The sequence below is a fragment of the Glycomyces harbinensis genome (genome assembly GCF_900101745.1).
Lineage (GTDB): Bacteria > Actinomycetota > Actinomycetes > Mycobacteriales > Micromonosporaceae > Glycomyces > Glycomyces harbinensis.
In genome coordinates this window covers 377,502-390,829 of sequence record NZ_FNAD01000003.1, presented here as the reverse complement: position 1 = coordinate 390,829, position 13,328 = coordinate 377,502, and the positions used below count along the sequence as shown (strand labels likewise).

At 71.1% G+C, this 13,328-nt stretch carries 11 protein-coding genes; 1 reads left to right on the top strand and 10 read right to left on the bottom strand.

From position 1 onward, the window contains the following. Window positions 1-26: 26 nt before the first annotated feature. From BLQ63_RS07895 to BLQ63_RS07850, 10 genes are all read right to left on the bottom strand, one after another. Window positions 27-2,846 (bottom strand): beta-L-arabinofuranosidase domain-containing protein, encoded by a 2,820-nt coding sequence (locus tag BLQ63_RS07895; protein ID WP_091031285.1) that lies wholly within the window; start codon window positions 2,844-2,846, stop codon window positions 27-29. After that, window positions 2,843-4,270 (bottom strand): aminopeptidase P family protein, encoded by a 1,428-nt coding sequence (locus BLQ63_RS07890; protein WP_091031282.1) that lies wholly within the window; start codon window positions 4,268-4,270, stop codon window positions 2,843-2,845. The genes BLQ63_RS07895 and BLQ63_RS07890 overlap by 4 nt, the downstream gene beginning before the upstream one ends. Beyond that, window positions 4,267-5,544 carry an alpha/beta fold hydrolase gene (locus tag BLQ63_RS07885; protein WP_091031278.1) on the bottom strand — a complete coding sequence of 426 codons (1,278 nt, stop codon included), beginning with the start codon at window positions 5,542-5,544 and terminating at the stop codon, window positions 4,267-4,269. The genes BLQ63_RS07890 and BLQ63_RS07885 overlap by 4 nt, the downstream gene beginning before the upstream one ends. A gap of 2 nt (window positions 5,545-5,546) precedes the next feature. Continuing rightward, the gene (locus BLQ63_RS29600) at window positions 5,547-6,401 is read right to left on the bottom strand and encodes an ATP-binding cassette domain-containing protein (RefSeq protein WP_091031274.1); all 855 of its coding nucleotides are present in this window, start codon (window positions 6,399-6,401) and stop codon (window positions 5,547-5,549) included. Beyond that, entirely contained in the window at window positions 6,398-7,264 is an 867-nt protein-coding gene (locus tag BLQ63_RS07875; protein ID WP_091031270.1) for an ABC transporter ATP-binding protein, read from the bottom strand. The genes BLQ63_RS29600 and BLQ63_RS07875 overlap by 4 nt, the downstream gene beginning before the upstream one ends. Beyond that, window positions 7,261-8,259 carry an ABC transporter permease gene (locus BLQ63_RS07870; protein WP_177154828.1) on the bottom strand — a complete coding sequence of 333 codons (999 nt, stop codon included), beginning with the start codon at window positions 8,257-8,259 and terminating at the stop codon, window positions 7,261-7,263. Before BLQ63_RS07870 ends, BLQ63_RS07875 begins: the two co-directional genes overlap by 4 nt. Continuing rightward, on the bottom strand, window positions 8,256-9,230 hold the full coding sequence (locus tag BLQ63_RS07865; RefSeq protein WP_091031265.1) for an ABC transporter permease: 975 nt from the start codon (window positions 9,228-9,230) through the stop codon (window positions 8,256-8,258). The genes BLQ63_RS07870 and BLQ63_RS07865 overlap by 4 nt, the downstream gene beginning before the upstream one ends. Window positions 9,231-9,235: 5 nt before the next feature. After that, window positions 9,236-10,921 carry an ABC transporter substrate-binding protein gene (locus tag BLQ63_RS07860; protein ID WP_091031262.1) on the bottom strand — a complete coding sequence of 562 codons (1,686 nt, stop codon included), beginning with the start codon at window positions 10,919-10,921 and terminating at the stop codon, window positions 9,236-9,238. A 359-nt stretch (window positions 10,922-11,280) separates the two neighbouring features. Further along, a complete protein-coding gene (locus BLQ63_RS07855) occupies window positions 11,281-11,769 on the bottom strand; it encodes a pyridoxamine 5'-phosphate oxidase family protein (RefSeq protein WP_177154827.1) in 489 nt (162 codons plus the stop codon). A gap of 215 nt (window positions 11,770-11,984) precedes the next feature. Continuing rightward, window positions 11,985-12,881: a LysR family transcriptional regulator gene (locus BLQ63_RS07850; RefSeq protein ID WP_091031253.1), complete on the bottom strand. Its 897-nt coding sequence runs from the start codon at window positions 12,879-12,881 to the stop codon at window positions 11,985-11,987. Window positions 12,882-12,979: 98 nt separating this feature from the next. Here BLQ63_RS07850 and BLQ63_RS07845 point away from each other — a divergent pair, with 98 nt between their 5' ends. Further along, window positions 12,980-13,327 (top strand): DoxX family protein, encoded by a 348-nt coding sequence (locus BLQ63_RS07845; RefSeq protein WP_091031248.1) that lies wholly within the window; start codon window positions 12,980-12,982, stop codon window positions 13,325-13,327. Window position 13,328: the final 1 nt, after the last annotated feature.

The window sequence follows — 13,328 nt, the reverse complement described above, 5'->3', positions numbered from 1 at the left end:
GTCCGCACGGCCTTCGGATCGGGGTGTCACCGCGCACCTCCGGTTCCGGGGATGACGAGGCGCCGACGCGGCTCCACGTTGCCGGCCCGGTCGGTCGCGGCGTACTCGATCACCTGCGGTTCCGTGTCGAGGGTACGCACGAACGCCTCCTGGAAGGTCCCCCAGAACGTGCCGGGGCCCTCCCATTGGACGCGCTCGACGCCGGAGACCTCGTCGTCGGCGTGCAGGGTGATCTCGACGCTCGACCCGAGATCCTTCACGACGGCTCTCGAGACGGGCGGGCGCGTGTCGATGCCGACCTCGCGGCTGGTGGCGCCGGTGCGCCCGGCGCCGTCGGTGACGCGGGCCTCGATGCGTTGCACGCCTTCGGCTTCGATCGCGACCGGTTCGGTGTACGGGAGCCAGTCGCCGCCCGCGACGCGCAGCTCCAGTCGGAGCCCGGACCGACTTCCGGGGTTGTCGACGTCGAAGCCGCGCAGGCGGACGCGCGGGGCGGTGGTGAACCAGCCCGAGGGCGCCGGGTCCTCCAGGATCTCGATGGCGACGGCGGGAGGCACGGGGCCGGGGTCGGCGGGCAGGACCCACACGGTCACCGCGGTCCGGCCCTGCGGTGCGGCGGCGTCGAACTCGACGCGCCCGCTGCCGGGAGCGGTCTCGGGCGCCGCGTCGGCGGCGAGCCCTTGGGCGGCGAGGGCCGGGGCGAGCGGCGTCCCGGGTGCGACCACCAGCGCGCGACGGGTGGCACCGGTGCCACCGCCGTCGAAGGCCGCGGCGCCTTCGAGGACGGCCGCGAGTTCGTCGCGGCCGAGGAGGCCTTCGGACCGCACGCGCGCGGCGACGAGCGCGACGCGGTCGAGGAAGGCCGCCCGGTCGGCGAAGGCGCCCGGCGCCCACAGTTCGTCGAGGAACGTGCCGCCGTCGGAGCGGACCCGGTTCGGCACGCCGGTGCCGTTGCCGCCGAAGGCGATCTCGTCGTCCGCCGAGCGCACGTACATGTGGTACCTGCCGTCCTGGCCCGACCAGCACGGTTCGAACCTGGTGCCGTCGAGTTCGACCGTGCCCTCGCGGGCGAGTTCGGCGAGCAGCTCGGCGCCGGTGCGGCCGGTGATGAGGCCGCCGTCGAAGGCCCGCCGGCCGTTGAGGCCGAAGGTGAGCCCGGTGGTGGCCTCCGACTGCGCCAGCAGGAGCGTCGCGCCGAGGAACAGTGTGCACTGGCGGGGGTCGTCGATCGCGGGTTCGGCCCGGAGCGACACGGGCGCGCTGAGGGCAATCACGTCGCCGGCGCGCCAGGCGCGCTTCAGCGCCGCGTACTCGCCGGGGACGAGTGCGGCGTCGACGGGGGAACCGTTGAGGCGCAGCTCCAGATCGCCTGCGGCCCAGGTCGGTACGCGCAGGCGGACGGTGCGCTCGGTGCGGTCGGGCCGGCCGCCGTCGAGTGCGGTGAAGACGAGCGCGGTCGACTCGCCGAGCGGGAAGCCCGACCGCTGCGTCACGCGCAGCCCGGCGTCGGCCCAGTCGAGTGCGGCGTCCACGGGCAGGTTCACATAGAGTCCGTCGTCGGATCCGAAGTAGACGGTGTCCTGGTACTTGAGGTGGTTCTCCAGTCCGGTGCCGCCGCAGCAGGTGCCGACGTTGTCGTACTCGCGCAGCGCCCCCGGGTGGACCGGGAACATGTAGGTGACCTCGGGGCTCGTGTCCGAGCGGGCGGCCTTGCGCGAGCCGAGGACGTGGTTGAGCACGGTCCGCTCGTAGTAGTCCATGTAGCGCGCGTCGAGGGTGTGCGCGAAGAGCTTGCGGGCGAGCTTGAGCAGGTTGTAGCTCGCGCAGGTCTCGGCGTTGCGGTGCCCGATGTCGCCGGCGACCGTGTCGGGCGGGCCCCACAGCTCGCTCTCGCCGGTGCCGCCGTGCGCATAGGTGCGGCCGGGGACGATCTGGTCCCACAGGCCGATCGCGGCGTCGAGATAGTGCCGCGAGCCCGTCCGCTCGTACTGCTCGACGTAGCCGACGAGCTGGGGCAGATGCTGGTTGGCGTGCATGTCGGTGAGGACGTCGGTGCGCGAGGCGCCCGCGTCGAGCAGCTTCTCCTGGTCGAAGTAGGCCGCCGTCTCCAGGAACAGCGGTTCGCTCGCGGCGGTGCTCAGGCGGGCCATGGTCTCGTTCATGCCGCCGAACTCGCCCGCGATGTAGAGCGACCACATGCGTTGGCGCCGTTCGGGTTCGAGGCGCGAGAGGCGCCCCTGCACCCAGTGGCCCATCGCCGCGGCGACCTCGATGGCCCGGGCGGAGCCGGTGAGTTCGTGCGCGTCCAGGAGCCCGGCCATGATCTTGTGGCAGGTGTAGTAGGGCGCCCAGATCTCGCCGTAGGGCGCGTAGTCCTCCAGCCGGGAGAACTGCCATTCGCCGTAGGCGGCGAGGAAGCCCGGGTGGGAGTAGCGGCCGGTGGCCGCGAGGGCGGCCTGGACCTCGCCGAGCCCGGCGACGAAATCGTCCACTTTCGACTTGAGTGCGGCGTCGCGTTCGCCCGCGGCGGCCAGGGCGAGCATCGACAGGAAGTGCCCGGCGTAATGGCCGCGCAGCAGGTTCGCCGTCTGGGCGCTCTCGCGGCCCGGGTAGTCGCCCTCGCCCCAGGCGTCCTCGTTGGGGTGGCCGAAGCCCTCCCAGTTGCCGGGCGGGACCGCGCCGCGGTCGTCGAGCCCGGCGTTGCGGCGGAAGACCGCGAGCAGGCGGTCGACCGGGTACACGCGGGCGAGGTGGAGCAGTGCTGAACGGGCGCGGGCGAAGGCGCTCGCGTCGCCCAGCCGCACCGCGTCGAGCGCGAAGGGGCGCACCAGGGGTGTCACGGTCATGCCAGCAGCGCCTTCGTCCAGTCCTCGACGCCGACGGCGTCGATCGGCAGGCCCGCCGACAGCACTTCCGAGCCGGTCTCGGTGACGAGCACGTCGTCTTCGAGGCGCACGCCGATGCCGCGCAGCTCCGGCGGCACGGTGAGGTCGTTCGCGTGGAAGTACAGCCCCGGTTCCACGGTCATCACCACGCCCGCCTCGAGTTCGGCGCCCATGTAGTCCTCGTACTCGGCCTTGGAGCAGTCGTGCACGTCCAGGCCCAGGTGGTGGCCGATCCCGCAGGCGAGGTAGCGGCGGTGGAACTGGCCCGACGGGGACAGCGCCTCGTCCACCGACACCGGCAGCAGGCCCCAGTCGTGCAGGCCCTGCGCGATGACCTCCATTGCGGCGAAATGGAAGTCGAGGTACACCGTGCCGGGTCGGATCTGCGCGAGACCGGCGCGGTGGGCCCGCTCCACGAGGTCGTGGACCTCGCGCTGGCGCGGGCTGAACGTACCGCTCGCGGGGATCGTGCGGGTCACGTCGGCCGTGTAGAGGCTGTTCGCCTCCACGCCCATGTCGAGCAGCAGCGCGGCGTCGGGGACGATCGGGCCGTCGCACCGGACCCAGTGCAGGACGGGGGCGTGCGCGCCCGAGCCGACGATCGTCGCGTACCCGGGGCCGTTGCCGTGGGTGCGGGCGTGGCGGTCGAACGTGCCCTGGAGCCAGCGCTCGCCCAGGCCGTCCTCGACGGCGCGCGGGATCTCGCGGACGGTCTCGGCGAAACCGGCCACGGTGGCGTCGATCGCGAGGCGCATCTGGGCGATCTCCCAGGCGTCCTTGACCATCCGCAGCTGGGAGAGGTTCCGGCCCAGCTGCGGGGACACTTCGAGTCCGTGCTCGGCGACGAGCGCTTCGCTCACGGCGCCGGCGGCGAGGGCGCCGCCGAGGTCCTTGCGGTCGTCCAGCGCCGGAAGGGGTTCGACGCCGATCTGGAGCGCCTCGGCCCACTCGCGCAGGCCCGGCGAGGCGCCGACCCACAGTTCCCCGTGGGCGGCGTTCGCGAAGAACCCGGTGTCGCCGGGGCGGAACGGCGGCGGCGCGTACAGCTGCGCGTCGTGCCCGCCGGGCACGGGGGTCATCACGAGGACGGCGCCCTCGGTCTGGCATCCGGTGAGCCACACGAAGTCGCTGTCGGCGCGGAAGAGGTAGTCGCAGTCGTCGTTGCGGACCCGGGCGGTCCCGGCGGCGACCACGATGACGGCGCCGGGCAGGCGCTCGGAGAGGCGGCGCCGGTGCGAGGCGGCCGCTTCGGCGGCGCCGTCCACCATGGGCGCCGGGACCGGTTCGGCGCCCCAGCCCCGGGCGATGAACTCGGTGAACGCCGGGACCTCGGCCAGCTTCGGGTAGCGGGTGCCCGCGTACGGGGGTCGTGTCGTGTCGGTCATCGCCGTTCTCCTCCTCGGTCGCGGACCAGCTCGCGCAGGCGCGTGAGCACCCGGCCCGAGCCGATCCCGTCGTGTTCGAACTCGTTGGTCACCCAGGCCTGGGCGCCGCCGAGGCCCTTGAGCGTGTCCAGTTGCAGACCGGAGTCGACGAACATGTCGTCGAAGTAGACCGCCGCGGCCACCGGGACCTCGTTGGCCGCCAAGCGGTCGGGATCGAGGATCGGGCTCCATTCGCGGCGCTCGGCGAGGGCGTTCACGGCGGGCGCGAAGCCGCGCAGCAGCCGGACCTCCTCGAACATCCACGGGAACGCCATCTCGCCGGTGAACGGCAGCGGGCGCAGGTCCCCGGAGAACTCGGGGCGCCGGTCGCGCTCGCGCTGCGCCGCCCAGGCGGTCGGCCCGTTCGCGCCGTCGCCGTAGATCGACTCCTGGAGCGTCCAGAACAGCGGGTTGGCGGCCGAGGAGGTGCGGGCGAGCACGTCGGCGAGGAAGCCCTCGGAGAGGCGCCCCGGCCGGATGAACGCGTTCTCCACCAGCCAGTGCATCCGCTCGAAGCCCGGCTTCATGCCGAAGTCGATGCCGAGGGTCTGGAAGCGGTGCACGGTCAGCACGTCGCCGTCGGCCAGGTGCACCGGCTCGGCCGCGAGCCGGTCGGCGATCGCCCCGACCCGCTCGGCGTCCTGCGGGTAGCGCCGGTAGTACTCGGCGGTCTTGGCCGCGACGCGGTCGAACGTGCGCCGGTAGACCTCGTCGGCGCTCATCGGGTTCCCGGGGATGCCGCCGCACACGTAGGCCGCGGCGATCGCTTCCGGAGCGTGCGAGAGGTACGCGAGGGTCAGCCAGCCGCCGTAGCTCTGCGCGAGCGTCGCCCACTTCCGGCCGTTGTAGAGGCGGTGGCGCACGTGCTCGAGGTCGCGCACGATCGAGTCGGCGCGGAAGCGGGCGAGGTGGTCGGCGCCGGCGTCGCCGAGTTCGGCGACGGCCTGCGCGTCGAGCGGCGTGCTGCGCCCGGTGCCGCGCTGGTCGACCAGCACGACCCGGTAGTGCTTGAGCGCCTCCTCGATCCAGCCGTTCGGCTCCAGCGGGCGCGGGTTCGCGCCGCCGGGGCCGCCCTGGAGGTACGTGATGAGCGGGAGGTCGTCGCCGCGGCGGTCGGGGTCGACGATTTCGCGGACGAACACCTCGATCTCGCCCCGGCCGTGGTCGTCCCAGTCCAGCGGGACGTCGACGGCGTGCTCGCGCACCCACATGCCGGGCATCGAATACTGCGTCATCCTCAGGCCTCCTGTCGTTTCCGGCGGGCCGCCTCGTTGCGGCGCCGCGCGGCGTCCCATTCTGGCCGAATGCGCGGGACGGCGGCCAGGAGCTTCCTCGTGTACGGGTCGCGCGGTGCGCCGAAGACCTGGTCGCGGTCGCCGGTCTCGACGATGCGGCCCTCGTTCATCACCGCGACCCGCGTCGCGATCTGGCGCACCACGGCCAGGTCGTGCGCGATGAACAGGTAGCTGAAGCCCTCCTCGTCCTGAAGGCGCCGAAGCAGGTTGATGACCTGCGCCTGCACCGAGACGTCGAGCGCCGAGACGGCCTCGTCGGCGATGATGAGCTTCGGGGACACGGCCAGCGCCCGGGCGATGCCGATGCGCTGGGCCTGCCCGCCCGAGAACTGGGCCGGGAAGCGCGCCGAGTGGTCGGGGTCGAGGCCCACCCGCTCCATGAGCTCCCTGGTGAACGCCCGCGCGCCGCCGGGGACGGGCCGCTTCTGGTAGACCAGCGGCGCGGTCACGATCCGCTCCACGGTGTGCTTGGGGTTCAAGGAGGAGTACGGGTCCTGGAAGACGACCTGGACTTCGCCGCGGTACGCGTGCAGGGCCTTCCCGGTGAGGGCGTGGACCTCGCGGCCGGCGAACTCGACGGAGCCGCTGGTGGTGTCGATGAGCCGGGCGATGAGCCGGGCGGTCGTGGACTTGCCCGAGCCGGACTCGCCCACGAGCGCCAGGGTCTCTCCGGAGCGGACGTCGAGCGAGACGTCGTCGACCGCGCGGAATTTCGCGGACCTGCCGAGCAGGCCGCCGCCGTGCACGGTGAACTCCTTGACGAGGTTCCTCGCCCGCAGCAGGGGTTCGGTGCTCATCGGTCCTCCTCGGCGGTGCCGGTCTCTACGGCCGCGGTGCGCAGCAGGCCGATCTCGTCGTCGATGCGCGGCACCGCGTCGAGGAGCATGCGGGTGTAGTCCTCCTGCGGGTCGCAGAAGATCCGCTCGGCCGCGCCCTGCTCGACGAGGTCGCCCTCGCGCATGACGATGAGGTGGTCGGCGACCTCGCTGACCACGGCGAGGTCGTGGGTGATGAGGATGAGCCCGGCGCCGGTGTCGCGGCGGATCTCGGCCAGGAGGTCGAGGATCTGGGCCTGCACCGTGACGTCGAGGGCGGTGGTCGGCTCGTCGGCGATGATGAGGTCGGGCTCCATGCTGAGGGTCATCGCGATCATGACCCGCTGGCGCATCCCGCCGGAGAACTGGTGCGGGTAGTGGTCGACCCTGCGGGGGGCGTTGCGGATGTGGACGCGTTCCATCGCCTCGATGGCGACCTTCCTGGCCTGGCGGCGGGTCACGCCGGTGCGGTGCGAGAGGTACGCCTCGCTGATCTGCGTCCCCACGGTGTAGTAGGGGTTGAGGGAGGAGAGCGGGTCCTGGAAGACCATGGCGATGCGGTCGCCGCGGACGGCCTGCATCTCGCGTTCGCGGAGTTCGGAGAGCTCGGTGCCGTCGAACTCGATGGAGCCGGTGCGCTTGGCGCCCTTGGGCAGCAGGCCCATGATCGCGAGGCTGGTCATGGACTTTCCCGAGCCGGACTCGCCGACGATGCCGAGGGCGCCGCCGCGGGCGAGGTCGAAGTCGAGCGACTTGACGACGTCCACGGTGCCCGCGGCGGTGGGGAAGCCGACCGTGAGGCCGCGCACGCGCAGCAGCGGTCGTTCATCCGATGTGGACGTCATGTCGCGCTCCCCACCCGCACCCGCGGGTCGATGGTCGTATAGAGCAGGTCGACGATCATGTTGCCGACGACGACCAGGAAGGCCGCAAGCAAGGTGACGCCCATGATGACCGGCTGGTCGTTCTTGGTGATGGAGTCGGCGGCGAGCTTGCCGACGCCGTTGAGGCCGAACACGGTCTCGGTGATGAGGGCGCCGCCGAGCAGTCCGGCGAAGTCCATCCCGAAGATGGTGACGATCGGGGTGAGGGCCGGGCGCAGGGCGTGCCGACGCCAGACCAGGCCGGGGCGCAGGCCCTTCGCCCGCGCGGTGCGCACGTAGTTCTCCTGGAGTGTCTCGATGACGTTGGCGCGGGTGAGCCGCGTGTAGACGGCGGCGGCGCCGATCGAGAGCACGATCCAGGGCATGAGGAAGTTCGCGAACCACTGCACCGGGTCGTCGCCGAACGCGACCGCGTGCGGGAACGGGAGCCATCCGAGCGTGACCACCAGCAGGAACTGGAGCGAGAGCCCGAGGACGTAGTTGGGGATGGACATGCCCGTGAGCGTGAGCCCGGTGATGAACCGGTCGGTGAACCTGCCTTCGCGCACGGCGCTGACGAGTCCGGCCGAGACGCCGGCGAGCAGCCACAGCACGGCGGCGCCGATGGCGACCGTGGCGGAGACGGGCAGGCGCTGGAGGATCATCTCGGTGACCGGCTGGCTCGACTGGAACGAGTAGCCCAGGCACGGTGCGGCGCAGTCGATGAGGTTCGCGCCGGTCCCGTAGGTGCGCCCGGCGAACAGTCCGGTGAGGAAGGTCCAGAACTGCGACCAGAACGGCTGGTCGAGGCCGAGGTTCGCGCGGATCCGGTCGATCGCCTCGGGCGTGCAGTTCTTGCCGCAGATCTGCACGGCCGGGTCGGGCGAGAGGACGAAGAAGATCACGTAGGTGAACACGCACACCAGGAACAGCACGACGGCCATGCCCAGCAGGCGGTTCACGAGGAAGCGGATCAAGAGCGGGCCTCCCCGGACTCGGCGATCTTCTTGATGCGGTCGCCCAGGACGGTGAACGACAGCACGAGCAGGAACAGGAACGCGCCCGGGAACAGGAAGTAGGCGGGGTCGACCGCGTACCAGGGCACGGAACTCGCGATCATCTGGCCCCACGAGGGGGTCGGCGGTACGACGCCGACGCCCAGGAACGACAGGCCCGCCTCGGTGCCGACGTAGCCGGGCACCGCGAGGGTCGTCATCACGATGATCGTGGAGGAGAGGTTCGGGAGGATCTCCTTGAAGATGATCTGGGCGCTGGAGGCGCCCGAGGCCTTCGCGGACTCGACGAACTCGCGCTGCTTGAGCGACATCGTCTGGCCCCGCACGATCCGTGCCAGGTACGGCCAGCCGAAGAAGGAGATCACGACGACCAGCAGCGCCTGGCGGTTCTCGGCCGGCAGGGCCGAGAGGACCGCGATCATGAAGATGAGGGCCGGGAAGGCCATCAGGAACTCCATGACGCGCGAGACGACCATGTCGATGCGCCCGCCGAAGTAGCCGGCGACGAGCCCGAAGACGACGCCGAGGACGCTCGTCAGGGCGGTCGCCAGGAGCGCGATCGTCATCGACACCCTGGCGCCGTAGACGATCCGGGCGAAGATGTCGCGGCCGTTGCCCGGTTCGACGCCGAACCAGTGGTCGGCGCCGATCCCGCCGCCCCACCCGAGCGGGAGCCCGCCGAGGTTGGAGTCGACGGCGCTCTGGTCGAACTCCAGGGGGCCGTAGCCGCTGAGCTTGACCAGGAGCGGGGCGAAGACCGCCATGAGGATGACGATGAGGATGTAGGCGCTGCAGGCGACCGCGACGCGGTCGCGCAGGAAGGTGCGGACGAGTCGCCGTCCTGACGCGGGCGGCGAGGACGACGCGGGTTCGCCGATCGCCTCACCGCCCGCCGCACCTTCAGCTTCGAGTTCTGTCGGAGTGAAGGTCATCGGTATCAGCCCACGGACGGGTCCTTGAGCCCGATGATCGTCAGGTCGGTCATGCTGGTGTTGGGGATGTAGTTCGCGATGTTCCCACCGGGGAGGAAGACGCCCTTCTCCCACAGGAGCGGGGCCATCGGCGCCAGCGCCATGACCTCCTCGTCGAACTCGCCCCACTCGACGTTCGCGGCCTCGAGGTCGGTCATGGCCTTGATCTCGTCGATGCGGGCGTTGATCCCCTCGTCGTTGATCTGCGCGAGGTTGCTGTTGCCCTTGTCGGTGATGAGCCGGCCGTCGACCAGCGGCGGGACCATCGTGCTCGCGCTGGAGGCCCAGTCGGGGCACCAGCCGGTGATGGCCGCGTCGGACTGCTGCGAGGGCGTGCCGATCGTCTCGTAGTACGTCGAGGTGTCGATGACGTTCAGCTCGACGTCGACGTCGATCCCCGCGAGCGCCTGCTGGATGGACTCGGCCTGCGCCTGCATGATCGGCTGCGAGCGGATGTCGAGGGTGAAGGAGAAGCCGTCCTCGAGGCCGACCGAGGCCAGGAGCTCCCGGGCCTTCTCGGGGTCGCCGGTGTAGTCGTCGCTCGGGTAGAGGTCGAAGTCCTTGTGGCCGCTGACCGCCGGAGGCGTGATCGTGGTCGCGGGGTCGGCGAGCTGGTTGCCGCCCGAGGCCGTCTGGAGGGAGGCGCGGTCGATGGCGTAGTTGATCGCCTGGCGGACCTCGACCTGGTCGAAGGGCGCCTTGGTGGTGTTCATGCCCATGTAGGTGGTGCAGTAGGCGTCGGCGGTCTCGACCCGGTCGGCCAGGTCCGGGGCCTGGATGCGGGCCAGGGTGGCCGGCTGGATGCGCCCGGAGATGGCGTTGGCGTCGGCGCCCTGCCCGGCCATGAGCCGTTCGTCGATCGTGGCCCCGTCGAGGCCGATCTCGAACTCCCACGCGTCCGGGTAGGCCTTGCGGACGTCGTCGGTGTCGGCGTCCCAGTGGTCGTTGCGCTCCAGCCGGATGAGGCTGCCGGGGGTGTAGGTCTCGACCGTGTAAGGGCCGGAGGCGATGACGTCGTTGATGAACTCGTCGCCGGCGCCGGTCCCGACCGGGAAGGCCACCGCGTTCGGCTGCGCGAGGACGTTGTCGAACTCGGGGAAGGGCTCGGTGAGGTGGAAGACGATGGTGTGCTCGTCGGGGGTCTCGATGCCGGGGTGCTCGCCGGACTGGTACGGCCCGAGGTAGTCCGCGGGGGCCTCGATCGTGTTCTTGAGCCACGGCGAGCCGATGCCGATCTCGGGGTCCCAGGCGCGGGAGATGCCGAAGGCGACCTCGGCGGAGGTGATGGGGTCGCCGTTGTCGAACGCCAGGCCGTCTTTGAGGGTGTAGGTCCAGGTGAGGCCGTCTTCGGAGGCGGTGCCGAGGCTTTCGGCCATGTCGGGGACGATCGCGTTCGGGTCCTCGGCGTCGCCGGCGGCCTGCATGGTGAGGCCGCGGTAGATCAGGCGGTAGAACGCGTTGACGCCGCCGTCGAAGCCCCGCGCGGGGTCGAGGTAGGAGAAGTCGGCGTTCTGGAGCATGTGGATGGTGCCGCCGGTGGTCGGCTCGTCGCCGGCACTGCCCCCGGAGTCGGAGCCGCCGTTGGAACAGGCGGTGAGGAGCAGTGCCGCCGCCGCGACGGCTACCGCCGCCCGGGTGGTTCGTTTGGCCATGAGGGAGTTCCTTATCGGTTCTTCGCGCAGTTCAGCGGTGTCGGGGATCCGGGGGGAACGGTCGTCCCGCTTCGTCGGTCGTCCATCCGCGCCTCCGGGAGTCTGGTATGTGACATGTGATATATCACTGCGTTGCGCAAGTTCCTCCGCGGCAGCGCCGCTGCGGAGTGGCTCGGGAGCCGGGATCATCCGGAGGCCCGCGGGGTCGGACGTGAACGAATCCCCAGGTCGATGAGGTTACCGTTCACTTTCGAAACGCAGTAACATATCACACATTACTGATTCTGGCAGGACGCGTCAAGTCGACCGGGCGAAGAAAAAATGAAATCGCGCAGCCCGGCGATCGATCGGGGCCCGTCCTAGAGGTCGACCTTCAGGCGGGAGTCCACGCCGGTCCCGAAGTCCGGGTCGCTCCCCCGGATCAGCACCGAGTGCTCCGAGACCCTGGCGCGGAAGAGCCGGTAGGGGGCCGGGGCCCGCAGTTCCTCGGGCGCGAAGTACTTCAGCTCGGGGAAGCGCGACGCGTAGCGGCGGGCGCTCGCCTCGATCTCGTCGGCGGGGACCTCGCCCGCCTCGGCGCGCATGTAGACCGCCCCCGCCTCCCCGATCGGCGCCTGCGAGTCGAACACGACGATCGCGACCGCCGCGTGATCGAAGATGTTGCGCGAGTGCTTGGCCGTCGGCGACGAGACCCAGTACAGGTCCCGGTAGCCGTCGGGCGTGAAGAACACCGGCGAGGCCCAGGGGGCGCCGTCGGCGCCGGCCGTCGCGAGGGTCATGTACTTGTTGGCGTCGATGATCCCGCGCGCCGTGGAGGCCAGGCGCTCCAGCGGGGCCGGGGCGTTCACCGCGCGCTCCCCGGTCGCACGGACGCGACCGCTCTCGAGGTTCCCGGTACGGCTCGGCCCATGGGCGCTCCCTGTCAGACACACTGCGGAAGGCACGGCGAAACGCCGTCCTGCAAATGCTGACGAGGCCCGCACCGCGGATTCATCGCGGCGCCCCAAGATTGTTTCTCCGCGACGCATCATCACAGTTCAAAGCCGTGTTCGCGGAACACACCTCAGACCGGATCGGCCGCTTCCATTGCGGCTCTGATGAAGTCGGCCAGCGTCCCGTCGCTCGGCGGGGCCTTCGGCCAGGCCAGGGCCACCGTGCTGGGGCCGACCCCGGCGACCTCGCGGTAGACCACGTCGGGACGCGCGTAATACCGTGACGCACTCAGCGGTGCCAGGGCGATGCCGTCGCCGTTCGCGATCGCGCTCAACCAGTCGTCCGGATGCTCGGTCACCGCGCCGACGCGCACCGGCCGGTCCCCCCGGGCGTCCGCCTCGATCCAGTGGTCGCGGAACGCGCCTGTCGCGTTCGGCGCCGCCACGAACGGCTCGTCCAGCAGGTCCTCGAAACGCAGCGAATCGCGTGCGGCGAGCCGATGGCCCACCGCCATCGCGACGCACCGCGGCTCGGTCAGCAGCACCGTCAGCCCGTACCGGTCCTGGTCGGGGAACGGCAGGCGCATGAACGCCGCCTCGACCTCGCCCGAGGCCAGCGCCCCGGCCGGGTCGCCCCAGCTCGCCTGGCGGAGTTCGACCCGCCAGTCGGGCCGGCGCTCGCGGAAGGCCGCGAGGATCTCCTGGGTCTTCTCGTTGGCGGCGCTGGCGAGGAAGCCGATGCGGAGCACTTTGGACGCCGCGGATTCGGCGGCCCGCACGGCCTGCTCGGCCCTGTCCCAGGCGCCGAGGACGTCGGCGGCGGTCCGCGCCAGCGCCGCACCGGGCCCGGTCAGGGCCATGCCTGACTTGGAGCGCTCGAACAGGCGCGCCCCGAGGGTCTGCTCCAGCTGCTTGATCTGCTTGGTGAGCGCGGGCTGTGAGATGAAGAGGCGCTCGGCGGCGCGGGTGAGGTTGCCTTCCTCGGCGACGGTGGCGAAGGAGCGCAGGAGCCGCGTGTCAACATCCATAACCGGAGGTTATCGATACTGGTATTGGACCGCGGGGACAGGGCGGGATGAGACTGGAGCCGTGCGGCGGAGGGTCCGCCGTGGGGAACGGAGGAGCCGTGTTCGTCGCGTTCGTCGTCGTCACCGCGGTCACCATCGCGTGCAATGCGGTCGAGTCGGTCGCCAACTTCATGGGGGCCGAGTGGGTCAAGCGCAACTCGCGGGCGGTCGGGGTGCCCGACTCGTGGCTGCCGTTCCTGGGGTTCGTCAAGGGCGCGGCGGCCGCGGGCCTCGCGGTCGGGCTGTTCTGGCGGCCGCTGGGTATCGCGGCGGCGGTCGGGCTGGTGGTGTTCTTCGTGCTGGCGATGGTCGCGCACGTCAGGGCCCGCGTGTTCGGCAACATCGCCGGGCCGGTCCTGTTCCTGGCGTTGAGCGTCGCGACGCTGTGGCTCATGATCGCGGCGTAGC